This is a genomic window from Pseudomonas sp. LBUM1663 (genome assembly GCF_059695905.1).
Window position 1 is genome coordinate 3,452,060 of record NZ_CP166792.1, and the last position, 18,642, is coordinate 3,470,701.

At 59.9% G+C, this 18,642-nt stretch carries 19 protein-coding genes; 5 read left to right on the forward strand and 14 right to left on the reverse strand.

Annotated features, from left to right (window positions below):
- Positions 1-476: 476 nt before the first annotated feature.
- The 6 genes from pepN to ACA075_RS15700 are packed head-to-tail and all read right to left on the reverse strand — an operon-like array spanning position 477 to position 6,990.
- On the reverse strand, positions 477-3,134 hold the full coding sequence (gene pepN, locus ACA075_RS15675) for an aminopeptidase N (RefSeq protein ID WP_497293691.1): 2,658 nt from the start codon (positions 3,132-3,134) through the stop codon (positions 477-479).
- Positions 3,135-3,144: 10 nt separating this feature from the next.
- Positions 3,145-3,975, reverse strand: coding sequence for a DUF2797 domain-containing protein (locus ACA075_RS15680; RefSeq protein WP_497293693.1), 831 nt, complete (start codon positions 3,973-3,975; stop codon positions 3,145-3,147).
- On the reverse strand, positions 3,972-4,232 hold the full coding sequence (locus tag ACA075_RS15685) for a YeaC family protein (RefSeq protein ID WP_090183249.1): 261 nt from the start codon (positions 4,230-4,232) through the stop codon (positions 3,972-3,974). The genes ACA075_RS15680 and ACA075_RS15685 overlap by 4 nt, the downstream gene beginning before the upstream one ends.
- Positions 4,233-4,262: 30 nt before the next feature.
- On the reverse strand, positions 4,263-5,132 hold the full coding sequence (locus ACA075_RS15690) for a rhomboid family intramembrane serine protease (RefSeq protein WP_497293695.1): 870 nt from the start codon (positions 5,130-5,132) through the stop codon (positions 4,263-4,265).
- Positions 5,129-6,103 (reverse strand): metallophosphoesterase, encoded by a 975-nt coding sequence (locus tag ACA075_RS15695; RefSeq protein WP_497299268.1) that lies wholly within the window; start codon positions 6,101-6,103, stop codon positions 5,129-5,131. The genes ACA075_RS15690 and ACA075_RS15695 overlap by 4 nt, the downstream gene beginning before the upstream one ends.
- On the reverse strand, positions 6,100-6,990 hold the full coding sequence (locus tag ACA075_RS15700; protein ID WP_010459816.1) for an NAD(+) kinase: 891 nt from the start codon (positions 6,988-6,990) through the stop codon (positions 6,100-6,102). Before ACA075_RS15700 ends, ACA075_RS15695 begins: the two co-directional genes overlap by 4 nt.
- 107 nt (positions 6,991-7,097) lie before the next feature.
- Here ACA075_RS15700 and ACA075_RS15705 point away from each other — a divergent pair, with 107 nt between their 5' ends.
- The gene (locus ACA075_RS15705) at positions 7,098-8,048 is read left to right on the forward strand and encodes a DUF1853 family protein (protein ID WP_497293698.1); all 951 of its coding nucleotides are present in this window, start codon (positions 7,098-7,100) and stop codon (positions 8,046-8,048) included.
- Between the two features lie 129 nt (positions 8,049-8,177).
- Here the strand turns inward: ACA075_RS15705 and ACA075_RS15710 are convergent, their stop codons facing one another.
- The 3 genes from ACA075_RS15710 to ACA075_RS15720 all read right to left on the reverse strand — a co-directional run bounded on the left by ACA075_RS15710 (position 8,178) and on the right by ACA075_RS15720 (position 10,523).
- On the reverse strand, positions 8,178-9,461 hold the full coding sequence (locus ACA075_RS15710) for an arsenic transporter (protein WP_497293700.1): 1,284 nt from the start codon (positions 9,459-9,461) through the stop codon (positions 8,178-8,180).
- 32 nt (positions 9,462-9,493) lie between these two features.
- On the reverse strand, positions 9,494-9,841 hold the full coding sequence (locus ACA075_RS15715) for a metalloregulator ArsR/SmtB family transcription factor (RefSeq protein WP_497293702.1): 348 nt from the start codon (positions 9,839-9,841) through the stop codon (positions 9,494-9,496).
- 121 nt (positions 9,842-9,962) lie between these two features.
- A complete protein-coding gene (locus tag ACA075_RS15720) occupies positions 9,963-10,523 on the reverse strand; it encodes an NADPH-dependent FMN reductase (RefSeq protein ID WP_497293704.1) in 561 nt (186 codons plus the stop codon).
- A 175-nt stretch (positions 10,524-10,698) separates the two neighbouring features.
- Between ACA075_RS15720 and ACA075_RS15725 the strand changes: the two genes are divergently transcribed.
- Complete coding sequence (locus tag ACA075_RS15725) at positions 10,699-10,959, forward strand: hypothetical protein (RefSeq protein WP_497293706.1); 261 nt, start codon at positions 10,699-10,701, stop codon at positions 10,957-10,959.
- An 88-nt stretch (positions 10,960-11,047) separates the two neighbouring features.
- A complete protein-coding gene (locus ACA075_RS15730) occupies positions 11,048-11,941 on the forward strand; it encodes a LysR family transcriptional regulator (RefSeq protein ID WP_497293708.1) in 894 nt (297 codons plus the stop codon).
- On the opposite strand, the gene ACA075_RS15735 is transcribed toward ACA075_RS15730, so the two are convergent.
- The 3 genes from ACA075_RS15735 to dnaQ form a co-directional block, all read right to left on the reverse strand.
- The gene (locus ACA075_RS15735) at positions 11,907-12,521 is read right to left on the reverse strand and encodes a GNAT family N-acetyltransferase (protein ID WP_219097802.1); all 615 of its coding nucleotides are present in this window, start codon (positions 12,519-12,521) and stop codon (positions 11,907-11,909) included. The two genes, ACA075_RS15730 and ACA075_RS15735, sit on opposite strands and share 35 nt — an antisense overlap.
- A 14-nt stretch (positions 12,522-12,535) precedes the next feature.
- Positions 12,536-14,791, reverse strand: coding sequence for an Orn/Lys/Arg family decarboxylase (locus ACA075_RS15740; protein ID WP_497293710.1), 2,256 nt, complete (start codon positions 14,789-14,791; stop codon positions 12,536-12,538).
- A gap of 292 nt (positions 14,792-15,083) precedes the next feature.
- Positions 15,084-15,842 carry a DNA polymerase III subunit epsilon gene (dnaQ, locus tag ACA075_RS15745; protein ID WP_497293712.1) on the reverse strand — a complete coding sequence of 253 codons (759 nt, stop codon included), beginning with the start codon at positions 15,840-15,842 and terminating at the stop codon, positions 15,084-15,086.
- Between the two features lie 191 nt (positions 15,843-16,033).
- Between dnaQ and ACA075_RS15750 the strand changes: the two genes are divergently transcribed.
- Positions 16,034-16,336, forward strand: coding sequence for a DUF2388 domain-containing protein (locus tag ACA075_RS15750; protein ID WP_497293714.1), 303 nt, complete (start codon positions 16,034-16,036; stop codon positions 16,334-16,336).
- Between the two features lie 125 nt (positions 16,337-16,461).
- On the opposite strand, the gene rnhA is transcribed toward ACA075_RS15750, so the two are convergent.
- On the reverse strand, positions 16,462-16,914 hold the full coding sequence (gene rnhA / locus ACA075_RS15755; RefSeq protein ID WP_008028618.1) for a ribonuclease HI: 453 nt from the start codon (positions 16,912-16,914) through the stop codon (positions 16,462-16,464).
- A gap of 91 nt (positions 16,915-17,005) precedes the next feature.
- Complete coding sequence (locus ACA075_RS15760; RefSeq protein WP_010459795.1) at positions 17,006-17,764, reverse strand: class I SAM-dependent methyltransferase; 759 nt, start codon at positions 17,762-17,764, stop codon at positions 17,006-17,008.
- Positions 17,765-17,829: 65 nt separating this feature from the next.
- Between ACA075_RS15760 and gloB the strand changes: the two genes are divergently transcribed.
- Positions 17,830-18,597, forward strand: coding sequence for a hydroxyacylglutathione hydrolase (gloB, locus tag ACA075_RS15765; protein WP_497293715.1), 768 nt, complete (start codon positions 17,830-17,832; stop codon positions 18,595-18,597).
- Positions 18,598-18,642 lie beyond the last annotated feature (45 nt).

Here is an 18,642-nt window from a genome sequence, read left to right on the forward strand (position 1 = left end):
CCGCCATCGCTGGCAGGCCAGCTCCCACAATGGATCGGCGTACGGCTTTTGCTTCTCACCACTCATCAGGCCGAGCGTTAGCTCGCCTTCAGCTTTTGATCTTGATCTACCCGCCCCTTTCGGGAGGCTGAGTGGAGGTGTTCATCCGGGGAGTGGCGCGTAGCGCCGTTCGACGCAGTCGAACACGCTGCATGTAGGTCGTCGCGAAGCAGACCGGAGGGCAGTGTCCCCGGATGGATACCGGAGCGAAGGAACGCCGAGCCTTAGCGAGGGGCCGGACGCTTGGGGCGAGACCTTTTGGTTCCTTTTGGGGCGTTTGCCAAAAGGGACTCGCCGTAAGGGCGAAACCGCCAGCCGCCGTTACCGCAGCAATGGATATGTACACCAAGGAGGAAATTGGTCGGCTGTCAGGCCGCCAAGACAGAGAAGCCAACTCCCACAGAGCCCGAGTGAACCCCGCGGGAGCATCGCCAAACTCAGGCCAGGCTTTTGCTGACCACTTCAAACACATCGCTGGACAGCTGACCGGAAGCACGAATCCGCTCCAGTTCACCTTTCATCAACGCCTGACGGGCGTCGTCGTATTTGCGCCAGCGAGTCAAAGGCGCCAGTTGGCGAGAGGCGATCTGCGGGTTGAAGCCGTTCAACTCGATCACCAGGTCCGCCAGGAAGCGATACCCCGAACCGTCCGCCGCATGGAAGTTGATCAGGTTCTGCCCGGCAAACGCACCGACCAGCGCCCGCACCTTGTTCGGGTTCTTGATGTTGAACGCTGGGTGCTCCATCAACTGACGAACACGCGCCAGACCACCCGGCAACGTGCTGCCCGCCTGGACACTGAACCACTGATCCATGACCAGCGGATTGTCCTTGAAGTGCTCGGCAAAACTCGCCAGCGCCAAGGCCTTCTGCTCTTCAAACGGCGAGTTGACCAACACTGCCAGCGCCGTCAGGCGTTCGGTCATGTTGTCGCTAGTCTCGAATTGTTCCAGCGTCGCCGCCAACACTTCCGGCTTGCCACTGAGCATCAGGTACGACAACGCGATGTTCTGCAAGGCACGACGGGCGAAATGCTCGGCCTCGGCCACATACGGGGTTTTCTTCGACAGATCGCGATTGGCCTGATAACGCAGCCACAACGCCTCGAACAAACCTTCAGCCAATTGCTTACGGGCAAACTCGCGAGCGATATGGATAGCATCAACGTCAGCCACTTCGCTGATTTCAGTCAGGTAGGCCTCGCCCGGCAGCGAAAGCATTTCCGCAACCATCGCCTGGTCCAGCGTCTCGTCGGACAGCACGGTGCGCAAGGCAGAAATCAGGCGCTGATCCAGCACCAGTTTCTCGCCCTTCTGCTGCTGAGCGATCAGCTCCTGCAACACCTGAACCGACAATTGCTGACCGGCATCCCAGCGGTTGAAACCGTCGCTGTCGTGCTGCATCAGGAACATCAATTGATCGCGGTTGTACGGGAAGCTCAGTTTCACCGGTGCCGAGAAGCCGCGCAGTAATGAAGGCAGCGGCTGTTCAGCGATGTCGACGAAGGTAAACGTCTGCTCGGCCTCGGTCACCGAAATGACCCGCGAAGTGCCCTGAGCACGGTCTTCACCGCAAAGACGCAACGCAATGGCCGCCCCTTTCGAGTCCAGCAGGCCCAACTCCACAGGAATCACGAACGGCAGTTTTTCCACCTTGTCCGGGGTCGCCGGGCAGCTTTGGCGGAAGGTCAGGCTGTAGGTTTTCGCCGTTGCGTCGTAAGACTCGCTCACCGCCAGACGCGGGGTACCGGCCTGGCTATACCAGCGTTTGAACTGGGTCAGGTCGACACCGTTGGCATCTTCCATGGCTTTGATGAAGTCATCGCAGGTCACGGCCTGGCCGTCATGACGTTCGAAGTACAGGTCGCTGCCTTTGCGGAAGCCTTCGGCGCCGAGCAAGGTATGGATCATGCCGACCACTTCCGAACCTTTCTCGTACACGGTCAGGGTGTAGAAATTGGAAATTTCGATGAAGCTGTCAGGGCGCACGGCGTGAGCCATGGGACCTGCGTCTTCAGCGAACTGGTGAGTACGCAGGTAAGCCACGTCCTGAATGCGTTTCACGGTGGCCGAGTTCATGTCGGCGGAGAAGCCCGAATCGCGGAACACCGTGAAGCCTTCCTTGAGCGACAACTGGAACCAGTCGCGGCAGGTCACGCGGTTGCCCGACCAGTTGTGGAAGTACTCGTGCGCGACGATCGCTTCGACACGCTGGTGCGCAGCATCGGTGGCGGTCTCGGCGCGGGCCAGCACGGCGCTGGAGTTGAAGATGTTGAGGCCTTTGTTCTCCATGGCGCCCATGTTGAAGTCGTTGACCGCGACGATCATGAAGATGTCCAGATCGTACTCGCGACCGTAGACCTCTTCGTCCCAGCGCATCGATTTCTTCAGGCTGTTCATCGCGTGCTGGCATTTGTCGATGTTTTCCGGCTCGACGTAAATGCGCAGCGCCACCGAGCGTTCGCTCATGGTGGTAAAGGTGTCTTCGACGCACCACAAGTCACCGGCCACCAGCGCGAACAGGTACGCCGGTTTCTTGAACGGGTCTTCCCACGTCGCCCAGTGTCGGCCGTCTTCGCCAGGACCTGAGGCAATCGGGTTGCCGTTGGACAGCAACACCGGATAGCTGTGCTGCTCGGCGACGACCGTGGTGGTGAACGTGCTCATCACGTCCGGGCGGTCGAGGTAATAGGTGATTTTGCGAAAGCCTTCAGCTTCGCACTGGGTGCAGAACATCGTGCCGGATTTGTACAAACCTTCCAGGGCGGTGTTGGTTTCCGGGTGGATCTTGACGCTGGTATCGACCGTAAAGGTGGTGCTGGTCGGGTGCAGGGTCAGGTGGTTTTCAGTCAACTGGTAGTCAGCGTCGCTCAACTCTCGGTCGGCCAGGGTGACCGACAGCAGCTCAAGTTGCTGGCCATCCAGCACCAGCGGCGGCAGGCCCGGGCCACGCTCGGGATTGCGGCGCATCACCAGTTGCGCATGGACCAGGCTGTGGTCCTCGAACAACTCGAAGGTCAGGTGCGTCTCGTCGATCAGGTACTCGGGCGCCTGATAGTCCTTCAGGTAGATCATCTTCGGTTGTTCGGTGCGCATGCTGGAGTCCTTACTGATGCACGGCGAGCTGATAAGCCGTGTACTTACGAATATTGATGACGCCGGTGTCGAAAATCAGGTATTGGCCCTTGATCCCCAACAGCGTGCCTTCGGCAATCGGATTCTTGTCCAGGTTGAAGCTGACGATTTTGGCCGGGTATTGCTCGACCGGATAGCGGATTTCGAGGACGTCTACATCGGCAATAGTCTGGATCGCTTGTAGGCCGAATCGTTCCTGCAAACCTTGCAACCCTTCGGCGCAGCTGTCGAACAACTGATCGCGAACCTCGGCCAGGTTCACCGACACCGCGTCGCCCTTGAGTAAAGCACGCCAGTTGGTCTTGTCCGCCACCTGACTGCGGAACAGGTCTTCGACAAACCCCGATTGCTGGCGGGTCGAGACGCGCATGATCGGCAACGCCTGACGGGCGCCCTGGTCGATCCAGCGGGTCGGCAACTGGGTGGCGCGGGTGATCCCGACTTTCACCCCGGACGAATTCGACAGATACACAATGTGATCGGTCATGCAGAACTTCTCGCCCCACTCCGGCTCACGGCAAGTGCCCGCGTCGTAGTGGCAACGCTCCGGGCTCATGATGCAGAGGTCGCACTGCGCCAGTTTGGTCATGCACGGGTAGCAATACCCCTGGCTGAAACTGGTTTTGGTCTTGCGCCCGCAATGGGTGCAATGGATCGCCCCCAGGTACTCCAGACGCACCGTGGTGCCGATCAATGGATTGACCGGCACCTCGACGTCATCCAAACGAAACGCGTACTGCACATCCGGCCCGTCAAGGCGCGCCGACATTTTGCTGATTGCACCACGGCCAATCTCGATCAATGGACGGCATCCGACTTGAACAGAATATTGGGCACGCTGATCGACTTCGAACTGCATTCCTGCGGGCCCATGTAGCCGGTACGCTCTTCCTCGGGCAGGTTCTGGATTTCCCAGGCGATCATCGCTTGCAACGACAGTTCGCGCTGCTCGGCGGTGAGCTTGCCACCGTCGGACCATTTGCCGATTTCCACCGCCAGTTTCAGGCTCTGGTAGATATCCGGGGTGATGTTCTGGATCATTTCGTTAAAAGAGGACATCAAAGGCTCCGCGCTTTAATACATAACTGATTAGACGGCCAGTTTACGGCGGTTGTACAAACCACCCAACAAACCGGTCAAGCATCCGACGAGCAACCCGCCGACATGGGCCGCGTTGGCGATTTCACCGAAACCGATCATCGAGACCAGCCCCGACAGGCACAGCACCAGCCACACCAGCATCATCACCAGCACGCCGCGCGGCAGGCGATAAGCCGGGTTTGGCGACAACATCTGGAAAATCCAGCAATGCCCGAGTAGGCCGTAAAGCACCCCGGACAACCCGCCAAACAAAGTCGCGCCGCTGAAATAATACTGGGCGTAGTTGGACACCAAGCTGAAGAGCAAGGTCAGGCCGATCAGGTTGATACTGCCCTGACGCGACTCGATGCGCCGCCCCAGCTCCCAGTACCACATGCCGTTCATAGCCAGGTGCAGGATGCCGAAGTGGATCAGCATCGGCGTCACCAGACGCCACCACTGCCCCGCCGCCAGGCTGTCAGCCAAGGGCACAAAATGGATGTACTCGCCGACGATGCGGAAATCGAGGAAGGTCAGCCAGCGCATCGTGCCGAGGTTTTCCCCCAGCAGCGTCACCGCACCGACGATCAGACTCAATAGCAGCACCAACCCGGTTGCCTTGGCATGGCGCATCTGCTCGACGAAACCGGGGCGTTTGGTGGTTTGTGCGACCGGAATGTCCAGTTGCTGATCAGGATCGCCCGCCGGGAAACGTTCGTACAAGGAACGAACGTCTTCGCTGATATTGGCCGGCACCCACAGCACCTGCTCACCGGACTCTTCGCTGACCCGATGCGGCACCTGCATGCGTTGCAGCAGCTTGACGAACCCGCTCAAATCCACCGCCAGCGGCAGGCGTAAAACAGCCACGGTACTCATTGCAGCACCTCCGGCCGCTCGACATCGACCCAGACAAATTTGTGCGGATCGAGACGGGTTTCCTGATCCAGGCGATAGGCGACCAGTTTGCCGTAGAGCACCGCGCTGTAATCCAGGCAGGCCAGGTTCGGACGAATCGGTGCCGGCTTGCCGCTGCGCCAGTAGTGGCCGACAAACAACAGCGGCTCATCGACGCCATAACGCAGCAAGGTGTTTTTTTCCGTTGACGATAGGGGCGTCTGGGCCACGGGTTCGGGCAAGGCGTCAGGTTGGAACACAATGTCTCCGTAAGTTTGCGGGTCGTCTTCCCAGAATTTGGTGCGGAAGAACGAACGCGTCAGACCATCGCCGCTGGTCATGGTCAACCCGTGGGGCAGACGCATGTCGGTGCCGCGCAACAAGCGATCGAACACGGTGCAGGCGAAACTGCCCGGCACGGCCGAGGCCTGGAGGAAATGCTCGTCGACGCAACCATTGGGGAACAACGCGCGCAGCGGCTCGATCAGACCGGCATCCCAGCAGGCGTGCACCACGCGGAATCGTCCGGCATCCACAAACAATGGCAATTCGTAGAACCATTGCTGGAAGTCATGCCAGTCGGCTGGGTGGCCTTCAAATTGAGTCAGGGTTTCACCGAGCAGACGCGCATGGCGTGGCGTGTGTTCACGCACGAACTGCTTGCCGCTGCCTGGCGGCGCCGGCGTGGCCCAGCCGAGGGCGTTGAATTCATGGTTGCCCATGATGCACAGCGCCTGACCGGCCTCGACCATGTCGTGGACCATGTGCAGCGCCTCGCGAATCCGCGGGCCGCGGTCGATGATGTCACCGACGAACACCGCCATGCGCGATGGATGCCGCCAGACGCCACCTTGTTTGTGATAACCGAGCCGGTCGAGCAAGTGCTCAAGGGTCAGAGCGCAACCGTGCACGTCACCGATCAGGTCGTAGCTACGCGCGGGATCGAGCATCAGTCGCCTCCACCACCCAACCGGCTGCCCCAGCCAAGCTTGGTCCGGCAGACCTCATAGTAGTTGTGATCAAGCGGGTGAATCAGCCGCAGTTTCTGGGCTTTTTTGCTGATGGTGATGGTGTCGCCCGGCGCGCAGGTGAAATGGTTCTGCCCGTCACAGGAGACTTGCGGGTAAATCTGCATATCTTTGGACACGACGATTTTCAGCTCACTGTTGCCATCGACCACAATCGGCCTGCCCGACAAGGTATGGGGGTACATGGGCACAATCACAATAGCGTCGAGCTTGGGATGCATGATCGGCCCGCCCGCCGACAGTGCGTAGGCAGTCGAACCGGTGGGCGTGGCGACGATCAGGCCGTCGGCCTTCTGGCTACAGACGAACTGGCCGTCGATGTACAGCTCGAATTCGATCATCCGCGTGGATTTGCCCGGGTGCAGCACTACGTCGTTCAGCGCGTCGCCCTGGCCGATGGCCTCGGCATGGCGGCGGACTTCGGCTTGCAGCAGGAAGCGGTTTTCCACCAGGTAGTGGCCGTCGAGCACTTCGGCGACTTTGACTTCCAGCTCATCCGGGCGAATATCGGTCAGGAATCCGAGGCTGCCCCGGTTGATGCCGAGCACCGGAATATTGTGTCGGGCCAGGGCACGCGCCGCGCCAAGCAGGCTGCCGTCACCGCCCACCACAATCACCATGTCACACACTTCGCCGAGCATCTTGCGAGACGAGGTTTGCAGGCCATGACCGGGCAGGACTTCGGCGATGGTGTCTTCGAGGATCACGTGCAGGTGACGATCAAGCAGAAACCGTTTCAGTCGGCGGACGGTATCCAGCACCTGGGAACTGCCCAGGCGACCGATGATGCCGATATTACGAAATTGCTCCATGGGGTTCCTGCGCGCCGGTGAAAAACACGATTATGGGCGAAAGCGCGGGATAGACAAAATCCTTTCAGCCACAAGGGTGTACTCATGTTTAGGGCTATGCTCGCAAGATGATCCTATTTCCCGATTTGCTCCAGTTACCCCACCAGTTGCGCCACCCCGAAGTGCGCGACCTGGCCTGGGTCATCCTCGCGCCGCCGATGCTCGACATCACCCCGTGGCCGCAACGCCATCCGCTGGCCGGCAGCGACTGGGTGCAGGCACCTGAGCAGCTGGAACGCTGGCTGAAGCAACTCGACCATGACAGTTATGACCTGCTGCACTGGCTGGCACAGGCCAGGACCCGGCGACTGGGCCTGTATTACGAACGCTTGTGGCAATACGCCGTGCGCCATGCGCCGGGTATCGAGTTGATTGCCGCCAACATGCCGATCCGCCGCGAAGGCCACACCTTGGGCGAGCTGGACATGCTGTTGCGCGATCGCGACGGCGTGCATCACCTGGAACTGGCGATCAAACTGTATCTGGGCCCGCAGAATGGCGACGGACAGGACACGGCGCAGTGGCTCGGGCCGGGTTGTCATGATCGACTGGACCGCAAACTGGCGCATCTGTCACAGCATCAATTGCCCATCTCCGCCCGACCCGAGAGTCGCGAGGTGCTGGCGGCGCTGGATATCCAACAGTTCAGCGCGCATCTGTGGCTGGGCGGTTATCTGCTGTATCCGTGGCCAGGACAAGCCGCGCCACCCCACGGTGCACATCCGCAGCATCTGCGCGGCAGCTGGCTGCATCAGAAGGACTGGGCGGATTTTGTCGTGCAGCGCCCGTTCGGCCGCTGGCAACCCCTGCCCCGCCATGCCTGGCTGGCGCCGGCGCATTATCCGGAGGATCAGACCTGGAGTACGGAGCAGCTTGAGGCATGGCTCAGTGATCTGGAGCCTTTGGCCCCGGCGCAGCTGATGGTGCGGCTGATCGAGAACGCGGACGGGGATTGGGAGGAAGCGGAGCGCTTGTTTCTGGTGGCGGATCTTTGGCCGAATGTGCCGGGCAGTGGCTGAGAGTTGTGGTGTCTGGGCTGGCCTCTTCGCGGGCAAGCCTCGCTCCTACAGGTTTTGTGTCGTTCGCCGAATTTGCATTCGAAATAAATCCTGTAGGAGCGAGGCTTGCCCGCGAAGAGGCCACCCGTTCTAAATGGATAACCGCAAAGCCAAAGCCGCCAACGTCACCAACAACACCGGCAGCGTCAACACAATCCCGACTTTGAAGTAATACCCCCAGCCAATCTGAATATTCTTGCGTTGCAGCACGTGCAACCACAACAACGTCGCCAGGCTGCCGATCGGCGTGATTTTCGGCCCCAGGTCGCTGCCAATGACGTTGGCATAAATCATCGCTTCCTTCACCACCCCCGTGGCCTGGCTCGCATCGATCGACAGCAAACCAATCAACACCGTCGGCAGGTTGTTCATCATCGACGACAACAGCGCCGTCAGCACCCCCGTGCCCATCGCCGCGCCCCAAATGCCGTACTGCGCAAACCCGTCCAGCCACCCCGCCAGATACCCGGTGAGCCCGGCATTGCGCAGGCCATACACCACCAGATACATACCCAGCGAGAAAATCACGATCTGCCACGGCGCTTCTTTCATCACCTTGCGCGTGGAAATCTTGTGGCCACGGGCGGCGATGGCCAGCAGCAACGCCGCACAGACGGCGGAAATCGCGCTGATCGGAATGCCCAGCGGCTCAAGGGCGAAGCAGCCGAGCAGGAGGATCACCAGCACCATCCAACCGGCATAAAAGGTCGCCTTGTCATGGATCGCCGTCGACGGATGTTCCAGTTGTTCGGGGTCGTAATCCTTGGGGATGTCACGACGGAAAAACCACATCAGCATCGCCAGCGTGGCGGCGACACTGACGAAGTTGACCGGAATCATCACCGCCGCGTAACGGTTGAATGTGATATTGAAGAAGTCCGCCGAAACGATGTTCACCAGGTTAGACACCACCAGCGGCAGGCTCGCGGTGTCGGCGATGAAACCGGCCCCCATCACGAACGCCAGGGTGGCCGCCGGGGAAAAACGCAACGCCAGCAGCATGGAAATCACGATGGGCGTGAGAATGAGCGCCGCCCCGTCATTGGCGAACAACGCCGACACCAACGCCCCGAGCAGCACCATATAGGCAAAGAGCTTGCGCCCGCTGCATCGACCCCAACGGGCCACATGCAAGGCTGCCCAGGCAAAGAACCCCGCTTCGTCGAGCAACAGACTGATGATGATCAGCGCGACGAAGGTGCCCGTGGCGTTCCAGATGATCTGCCACACAATCGGAATGTCAGCCAGGTGCACCACCCCGAAAATCAGCGCCAGCACTGCGCCGAATGTCGCACTCCAGCCTACGCCCAGGCCTTTGGGTTGCCAGATCACCAAGGTGATGGTCAGCAGAAAAATCAGCGACGCAATAAGCATGCGGAACGGCCTTCAAAGAACAATCGGGGGGATTAGCAGCAGCGAGCCGGGCGATCAGCCATGGCCTGCAAACGGTCGACATCAGCGGCCAGCCAGTCAGCGTGATCAGCCAGTGCACCTTGCAACAGCGTGATGACCCACGGCGACAATTGCGGGTGCAGGCGATAAAAAACCCACTGCCCCTGACGGCGGTCTGCGAGCAAACCATGACTGCGCAATTGCGCCAGATGACGGGAGATCTTTGGCTGGCTGAGGTTCAGCCCGGCCGTCAATTCACACACGCACAACTCGCCTTCGCGGGCGATCAACAGTGCGATACGGCTGCGAGTGTCATCGGCCAGGGCCTTGAAAATATCGACGGGGCTACGGGAACTGGACATGCGGGAACACGCCTCTGGACAAACGAGGCGTGAATATATGGAATTTCGAATATGCAGTAAAGCAAAGACTGAATAACCTGACTTCTGTAGCAGCTGCTACAAGGAATGTCCTGCGTTCAGGTCACGCTTTCTTATGCTGCTCGACCCACTTGCCATAAGCATCAATAAACTTCTGCAAGAACGGCTTCACCGATTCGGACAGCTTGCCCGCTTCATCGAACGCCGAGCCGGCGCCCCCAAGGTACGCCTCGGGCTGCTGCATGCACGGCACGTCCAGAAACACCATCGACTGACGCAAGTGATGGTTGGCCCCAAACCCGCCGACGGCGCCCGGCGAAACGCTGATCACCGCCCCTGGCTTGCCGCTCCAGGCGCTCTTGCCATAGGGACGCGATCCCACGTCAATCGCATTCTTGAGCGGCGCCGGCACCGAACGGTTGTATTCGGGGGTAACGAACAGCACTGCGTCGGATGAACTCACTTGTTGTCGGAAAGTGCTGTAGGCTGCCGGCGGTGAAGTCCCATCGATGTCTTCGTTGTAGAGCGGCAGATCGCCGATTTCGACGATAGTGAGTTTGAGATTGGCAGGCGCCAGGTCGGCCAGGGCCAGCGCAACCTTGCGGTTGATCGATTCCTTTCTCAAGCTGCCGACCAGTACGGCGATCGTGTAGACGTTGCTCATGGAAGATTCTCGACTGTTCGATTGGAAAGACTTGTAGTTATAGATGACGATTCACCCAGTGGGCTGTTGAATTAACCGTCCCTGACTATTTTTTTCCTGTAGGAAAACTTACTTCGCCCAACCACGGTCTACAGAACCGCAAATTGAGTGATTTATCTCCAGAGGTTCTAAGCAGATGGCAGCAGTACTCGTCGGTCAGTTCCATGCAAGAGACGCGGAAGGCCGCGTTTATTCCGTGCATGAGTTCCAGGAATCCACCCCCTCGCATGACGGCTTCACTGGCTCGGCGCCTGTGACCACCTACAAACTGGCCATTGGCGATCGCGTCAATAAGCTCGACGACAACCAGTTTTTGCTGGTGCAATCGAACATCACCATCGTGCGCGAACCCGACACCTACGTCGGCAGCCGGCCGGAAATCACCACCGCCTCATAACCCCGCGTTATGAGCAGAAGTCATATGCGCGCACTTGAGTTAGGATTCAGTCACTGACTCCCTCACCTGCTGAACATGGACTTCACGCATGCGTTTACGTCATATCGAAGTGATCCACGCGCTCTTGCAGACCGGTCACCTGGGCACCGCCGCCGAATGGCTGCAGTTGCCGGTGACCGAGGTCGAAGGCATTTTGCGCGACGCCGAGGATCAGTTGGGATTCATGCTGTTTTCCAGCGTGCGTGGACGTTTGCAGGCGACGCGCGAGGCGCGAGAGTTGCAGGTTGAAATCGCCCACGTTTACGACGCGCTTGAGCCGGTCCAGCGCCTGGCCAGCAGCCTCAAGCAATATCAGGCGCACCCGCTGCGCATCATCTGCACCCCGCCGCTGGCCCAACAGTTATTGCCCCACAGCATCGCCGCCCTGCGCCGACGCCTTCCCGATGCGCCTTGCACCCTGCTGAGCCAACCCACTCGCGAGATCGTCAGAAGCCTGCTGCTGCGTGAAAGCGATCTGGGGCTGAGCCTGCACGATCCCGACCATGCCGACATTCATTGCCAGGTGATTGCCCAAGGCAAGCTCCAGCTGTTGGCGCCCCATGGCTGGCTGCAACCGAAACAGAAGTACATTTCGTTGCAGGATCTGGCTGGCCAGTCGATGGTTGGCCTGGAAGGTCATGATCCGCTGAGCCCGGCGCTCGACAACAAACTGCATGCCTTGCGCCCTGCCCCGGTCATCCAGACGCGGGTGCAGACTCATCAGATGATGCGCAGCATGGTCGAGGCTGGCGAAGGCCTGGCGATCGTCGATCCGTTCACTGCCCTCGGGGCCAAGTCGAGCGGCCTGGATGCCTGCCCCTTGGCGCCTGCGGTGCCGATCAGCCTCTATGCCTTGACCCTGAAGAACGGCGAACCCATGCCGGCCGTTCAGGTGCTGCTGGACATCCTCACGGAACAAGCCGCGGCGATGTTGTCGAGCTGAGCGGGTTTTCCAGCGGATTATCGAACAGGCGATACCAGAACAGCGCGACTTCGGCGGTGTTAGGGTCGATGCCGCGATAACGCAGATGATCGATCCCGCCTATCACGAAACCACAGCGCTCATAGAGTCGGCAGGCGCCCAGATTGTTGTTCTGGGTTTCGAGCATGATGCCCGGCAGTTTCTTTTTGCGGCTCCAGAACTGCGCCACGTCCAGCAACGCCTTGGCCACACCGTGACGGCGCGCCGGCGCATGCACGGCCAACTCGTCGATATGGGCAAAGCCGTTCCAGTTGGTGCTGACCACCAGATGGCCGACGGGCTCATCATCGAGATAGGCCATGAACACCGCACTGTCGGCGGCATCGCGGAAACTGCTGAACTCCTCGGGATCAATGCCGTAACACTTTCGATAAGGGGTGATCGGCGTTACCTGCCACTGCTCCACCGGTTTGCCGATTACGGCTGCGCCATAGGCCGCGACTTCAAAACTGAAATCACTGCCCCAGATGTAGGGCGCGAAACCCTCATCGGCGACGCGCACCGAGAGGCCTGGGTATTTGGGATTCATGATCGGTTGCATGCTGGGAAAGGTCCTCATTCCTTGATGCAATCAACGGTGTAGTGCCGTCCATTGCCCTCGTCTTCGTGTTGCAGTCCGTGCACATCAACGACAAAACCGGGGAAGCTGCTGTCGAACGTGCGAGCAAACGACAGGTAATCGATGATCGACCGGGTCGACTCGGTGAACCGCTCGCCCGGCATGATCAACGGGATGCCGGGTGGATACGGCACCAGCATCACCGCGGCAATTCGACCCTCCAGGGCATCGATCGACACCGCCTCCACTTCCCCCCGCACCAAATGATCATAGGCGTCAGCCGGCTTCATGGCGATTTCCGGCAACACGGTGTACATGCGTTTGAGATGTTTGGCCGTGGCATTGCTGCGATAACAGGCGTGCAATTGATCGCACAAATCCCGCAACCCCATGCCCTGATAACGTGCGACGTTCTGTTGCGCCACGCAGGGCAGGCATGTCGCCAGACTGACGTTGGCGTCGTAACTGCGCTTGAACTCCAGCAACTCGGTCAGCAACGTGCTCCATTTACCCTTGGTAATGCCCATCGAGAACAGCACCAGGAATGAATACAGGCCGGTCTTCTCGACCACCAGCCCTCGCTCCCAAAGGAACTTGCTGACCACCGCCGCCGGAATCCCGCGCTCGCTCAGTGCACCGCCCGCCGTCAGGCCAGGCATGACCAAGGTGACTTTTATCGGATCGAGCAACACGTAATCGTCAGTCACACCACCAAAGCCGTGCCAGTCGGCGTCAGGCTGCAGCAGCCAATCTTCGGTGACTACACGCTCGATGCCTTCCACCGACGGCGGCTGCCAGATGGAAAACCACCAGTCATCCGCAGCGATGTGCTGACGCAGATTGGCCAGGGCCCGACGAAAACTCAGCGCCTCGTCGAACATTTCCTGCAACAACGAACGCCCGGCCGGGCCTTCCATCATTGCCGATGCGACGTCCAGCGAAGCAATGATGCTGTACTGCGGCGACGTCGAGATGTGCATCATGAACGCTTCATTGAAGCGATCGCGGTCCAGTTGCCGCGCGCCGCCGTCCTGGACATGAATCATCGAGGCCTGGCTGAACGCGGCCAGCAGTTTGTGCGTGGAATGCGTGGTGAATACCAGCGGGCTCTCTTCGCCCCGGGACGTGCCCATGCCGTAACGGCCGGCGAAAAACTCGTGAAACGCCGCGTAGGCATACCAGGCCTCGTCGAAATGCAGGACCTCGACGCTGTTGCCCAGGTTTTGCTTGATCAGTTCGGCGTTGTAACAGAGGCCGTCGTAGGTCGAATTGGTCACCACGGCCAACTTGACCTTGGGCTCACGGCCTTGGGTCAGCGGGCTGGCATCAATCTTCGCCTGAATCGATTCGCGGCTGAATTCGCTCAGCGGAATCGGACCGATGATCCCAAGCTCATTGCGCTCCGGGCACAGGTACAACGGGATCGCGCCGGTCATGATGATCGAGTGCAGCACCGACTTGTGACAGTTGCGGTCCACCAGCACCAGGTCATCGCGAGCGACCATCGAATGCCAGACGATCTTGTTGGCGGTCGAGGTGCCATTGATCACGAAAAAGGTGTGATCGGCGCCGAAATTTCGCGCGGCCCTGGCTTCCGCCTCGGCCAGCGGGCCGGTGTGGTCGAGCAAGGAGCCCAGTTCCGGCACCGACACCGACAAGTCCGAACGCAGGGTGTTTTCCCCGAAAAACTGGTGAAACGCCTGCCCCACCGGGCTTTTGTGATAGGCCACACCGCCGCCATGACCGGGTGTGTGCCAGGAATAATTGGAATCAGCAGTGTGTTGCACCAGCGCCTTGAAAAACGGCGGGAGCAAACCATCCAGGTATTTGCGGGCCGCCCGGGCCACTTGCCGCGCCAGAAAGGGCACGGTGTCTTCAAACAGATAGAGAATGCCGCGCAGTTGATTGAGCTCGGCCATGGCATCGGCCGGGGCGTTTTCCAGCGTGACCTGTTCGCCCAGCGCAAAGATCGGCAAGTCCGGCGCACGCACCCGCGCCAAGCCGATCAACTCAGCCATATTGTGTAACAAATGAGAATGGGCGCTGGCGTCTTCGGCGGCTATCAACATGCAGGAAAGCCCGTGATGGGTCGAAGCGACCAGCCGCCCTTCGGTGTAATCCACCGCCGAAACGATGCTGAAGCCTTCCTGCTCCAGTTCCCGGGCGATGCCACGCACGCGGTCACCGGCGACGGTGTCGGCCTTGATGTCGCGGTGCACGATCAAGACCGGGAATTTCAAATCTTTATACATGAGGCTCAGTGTCCTGAGGCTGCAGACCGTGGCCTGCCAATATGCTCAGGGTAGAGGGTTGAAGCGGATGTGGCGAGCGTCGATGCCCTGAAGAGGGTCAATCAGTGCACCATCATGTGGCCATCAATCTCCAACGGAAATGGAGACGTTAGCTTGGCGGCGCCCTGCAGGTAGATTGCTCCACAGTTACCTGTGTAGCGCACCTTGTAGCAGCTGCCGTGTGCACCTGATCTCAACAATTGCCCTGTGGCAAGCTCCCTCGCCACAAAAGCCGTGTCACATCAGATCTGATTCAAGCCTGCGCCTTGGCCTCGATCAGTTGCTGCCACAGCGACGGAGCGCCGGCGGACTTGGCGATGGCTTCCAGGCGTGCCACGTGCCGGGCCAGGTCATCTTCGCTGGCGGGGATGATCCGGGTCGGCTGGCGATCGGCCGGCAAGCGGCGGATTTCGGTGGCGGAGTTGTCCGCGCCTTCGCCGGAACCGTTGCCGTCGGAGGCATTACCGGCCAGCGACAGGCTGGTCTGGCCGCCGGTCATGGTCAGGTAAACGTCGGCGAGGATCTCTGAGTCGAGCAAGGCGCCGTGGAGTTCACGGCCGGAGTTGTCGACGCCATAACGTTTGCACAACGCATCGAGACTGTTGCGCTGCCCCGGGTGACGCTCCCGGGCCATCATCAGGGTATCGAGGATCGAGCAGTGTTGCGTGATGTCCGCACGGTCGTGCTGGCCCATCAGGGCGAATTCGTTGTTGATGAAGCCAACGTCGAACGCCGCGTTATGGATGATCAGCTGCGCGCCCTTGATGAATTCGAAAAACTCATCGGCCACTTCAGTGAAACGCGGTTTGCCCACCAGGAATTCGTTGGTGATGCCGTGTACGCCGATGGCGCCCTCGTCACTCTCGCGATCCGGTTGCAGGTAAACGTGGAAATGCCGGCCCGTCAGGCGCCGACCGATCAACTCGACACAACCGATTTCGATAATCCGGTGGCCGTCGGTCACCGGCATGCCGGTGGTTTCGGTATCGAGTACAACGGATCTGGTGGCCATCAGTGCTCAGCTCTCAACGGGTCAATCGTGCAAAAGCGGCGATGTTACCACGCTCGCAGGATCCGGCGCGCGCACTGCCAGCTGACGGGCGCTCATGCAGTTTTTAACAATAATTGGCAATGTTCATAAAGTCCTGCAAGCAGATGGAATGCTAGCGTGCGCCCCTTGCTTACCCAGGGTTCGAAATCGTCATGAAGACTGCACGGCTGGCTTTATTGACTAGCTGTTTGCTGGGTTCCGGCGCCCACGCCACCAGTTTTGTCATCAGCACAGACGTCACCGCGAGCCTGACGCTGAGCTCGACCAAAGGCACCAGCGGCTCGTTCAGCGACGACAAGATCGTGCTGGCGGCCAAGGATGATGCGGCGGCGTTTGTGGCGAGCGAGGGGACGATTCGCGGAGCGCGGATCGAGGCGGCGTTTTTGCGGATACGCGGGGTGGTCAGCGATCAGTACTCCGACCAACAACTGGCCACCGCGATCTTGATGCTGTGACGCCCCGTAGGAGCGAAGAACGATAACGCGGTCTCTCAGTTATACCGCGACGCTTTCTTCGCGGGCAAACCTCGCTCCTACATGAATCTCCGGCACACAGTGCTCGCGAATGGCGGCGCCAACGATCAAGCCTGCTTGTACCCGCGCACTTCATCCACGCCACGGTTGGCCAGTTGGTCAGCCCGTTCGTTGCCATGGTGGCCGATGTGCCCGCGCACCCATTTCCAGGTGACGTTGTGGCGGTTCACCTGCTCATCCAGCAGCTTCCACAAGTCGGCGTTTTTGACCGGCTCCTTCGCCGCTGTTTTCCAGCCCCGCTTCTTCCAGTTGTCCATCCACTCGTTGATGCCTTTCATCACGTACTGGGAGTCGGTCACCAGCAGCACGTCGCAGGAGCGCTTGAGTTCTTCCAGGCCACGAATCGCGCCCATCAGCTCCATGCGGTTGTTGGTGGTGTTGGCTTCGCCGCCCCACAGTTCCTTTTCAACGCCTTTGCACACCAGCAACGCGCCCCAGCCGCCAGGGCCAGGGTTGCCTTTGCAGGCGCCGTCGGTGAAGAGTTCTACGCTATCGCTCATGCCAATCTATCCAGAAAATGCCGTGGCTCGCCGATCAGTGACCGACGATGCCCGAGGCCGGGGCAAACCCGGCCGGGAAATAAAAAGTGTATTACGGCTCGATGTTACGACGGTTGACCTTGGCCATCGGCAATGGAATCAGCTTGCCCATCGGTTCGCGGCGTTCCTGACGGACGGGTCGCAGGCCGACAACGATCTTGCGCGCCACCAATAAATAAAAGCCGCCACCCGACAGTTGCCAGTCACCGGCCTTGCGCTCCCAACCGGCCAGGCGAGCTTGCCAGGCGGGTGACGCAAGCGGCGGACGATAGCACCCGAAGCGGCGTTTCTCCAGCGCGAAACCCAGCAGATTCAGCCAGTCGCCGACCCGCGACGGCGAGATGCAGCGCGCCTTGCGCAAGCCGTCGTGAGCGAACACATGGCGCAAGCCCCAGCTACTCCAGGGGTTGATCCCGATGATCAGGAGATGCCCGCCGGGCCGCACGCTGCTCGCAGCTTCACGCAGCAAGCCGTGTGGCGACAGGCAGAAATCCAGGCCGTGCTGCATCACCACCACATCAGCGGCATGCTCGCTCAATGGCCACGCCTGCTCTTCGCAGACGATCTCGACCCCCGGCAACGGCGCACCAAGTCGCACATTGCGCTGAACCTGAGGTGCCGACGGCGGCGTCTGGGCCGACGGGCCGTAATGCACCAGATAGCCACCGAAGAAGCGGCCCAGCTCGTCTTCGAGCATGCGCCGCTCTTCGTCCAGCAGAAATTGCCCGATGGGCCCAGACAGCCATTCACGGGCCGCGCTGATCAAATTCAGCCACTCAGGATCGGCCTGAGCGAACGCTTTATCGGTCATTGCATTCTCCAACGCGCCAGGAAGTTCTAAGATGCGCCATTGTTTTCCGCTTGGCGAATCCGACGATGATACAGATCAGTGCCCTGCCCGCCTTCACCGACAACTACATCTGGTTGTTACAAGACCACCGCACCCAGCGCTGCGCCGTGGTCGATCCGGGTGATGCCGCACCCGTACAAGCCTGGCTGGCGGCGCATCCGGGCTGGGTATTGAGCGATATCCTGATCACTCACCATCATCATGATCATGTCGGCGGTGTCGAGCAGCTGAAAAAAGCGACAGACGCGAAAGTCTACGGCCCGGCCAGCGAAACCATTCCGGCGCGGGACGTGGCGCTCAAGGACAACGGCCGCGTGAGCGTGCTGGGCTGGGAATTCGATGTCTTTGCGGTTCCCGGACACACCCTGGGGCATATTGCCTATTACCACCACGGCCTGTTGTTCTGCGGCGACACCCTTTTTGCCGCCGGTTGCGGGCGCTTGTTCGAAGGCACGCCCGAGCAGATGCACACCTCGCTGAGCCGCCTCGCTGCGCTGCCGGAAGATACGCTGGTCTATTGCACCCACGAATACACCCTGAGCAACCTGAAATTCGCAGCAGCGGTCGAACCCGGCAATCCGGACATCACCGCACGTCTGGAAAAAGTGACCGAGCAACGTGCGGCCGGAATCATGACGCTGCCCTCTACTTTGGCGCTTGAAAAGCTGACCAACCCGTTTTTACGTGTTGATGAAACATCCGTTAAAGAAAAATTGGACGAACGGAATGGAACCCAAAACCGGTCTCCGAGTGCGGTCTTTGCTGCTCTTCGGGCTTGGAAAGATAAGTTCTAAGTCGCCGCACCGTTGGTACAAAAATTCTGAATGGTTGACCGCAGA

Coding starts and splice junctions, on each gene's coding strand:
- ACA075_RS15750 (WP_497293714.1), top strand. CDS start 16,034: ATGAAGACTGCACGGCTGGCTTTATTGACTAGCTGTTTGCTGGGTTCC.
- ACA075_RS15730 (WP_497293708.1), top strand. CDS start 11,048: ATGCGTTTACGTCATATCGAAGTGATCCACGCGCTCTTGCAGACCGGT.
- ACA075_RS15690 (WP_497293695.1), bottom strand. CDS start 5,132: ATGAGTACCGTGGCTGTTTTACGCCTGCCGCTGGCGGTGGATTTGAGC.
- ACA075_RS15685 (WP_090183249.1), bottom strand. CDS start 4,232: ATGTCCTCTTTTAACGAAATGATCCAGAACATCACCCCGGATATCTAC.
- pepN (WP_497293691.1), bottom strand. CDS start 3,134: ATGCGCACCGAACAACCGAAGATGATCTACCTGAAGGACTATCAGGCG.
- ACA075_RS15760 (WP_010459795.1), bottom strand. CDS start 17,764: ATGACCGATAAAGCGTTCGCTCAGGCCGATCCTGAGTGGCTGAATTTG.
- dnaQ (WP_497293712.1), bottom strand. CDS start 15,842: ATGGCCACCAGATCCGTTGTACTCGATACCGAAACCACCGGCATGCCG.
- ACA075_RS15725 (WP_497293706.1), top strand. CDS start 10,699: ATGGCAGCAGTACTCGTCGGTCAGTTCCATGCAAGAGACGCGGAAGGC.
- ACA075_RS15715 (WP_497293702.1), bottom strand. CDS start 9,841: ATGTCCAGTTCCCGTAGCCCCGTCGATATTTTCAAGGCCCTGGCCGAT.
- rnhA (WP_008028618.1), bottom strand. CDS start 16,914: ATGAGCGATAGCGTAGAACTCTTCACCGACGGCGCCTGCAAAGGCAAC.
- ACA075_RS15735 (WP_219097802.1), bottom strand. CDS start 12,521: ATGCAACCGATCATGAATCCCAAATACCCAGGCCTCTCGGTGCGCGTC.
- ACA075_RS15740 (WP_497293710.1), bottom strand. CDS start 14,791: ATGTATAAAGATTTGAAATTCCCGGTCTTGATCGTGCACCGCGACATC.
- ACA075_RS15720 (WP_497293704.1), bottom strand. CDS start 10,523: ATGAGCAACGTCTACACGATCGCCGTACTGGTCGGCAGCTTGAGAAAG.
- gloB (WP_497293715.1), top strand. CDS start 17,830: ATGATACAGATCAGTGCCCTGCCCGCCTTCACCGACAACTACATCTGG.
- ACA075_RS15710 (WP_497293700.1), bottom strand. CDS start 9,461: ATGCTTATTGCGTCGCTGATTTTTCTGCTGACCATCACCTTGGTGATC.
- ACA075_RS15705 (WP_497293698.1), top strand. CDS start 7,098: ATGATCCTATTTCCCGATTTGCTCCAGTTACCCCACCAGTTGCGCCAC.
- ACA075_RS15700 (WP_010459816.1), bottom strand. CDS start 6,990: ATGGAGCAATTTCGTAATATCGGCATCATCGGTCGCCTGGGCAGTTCC.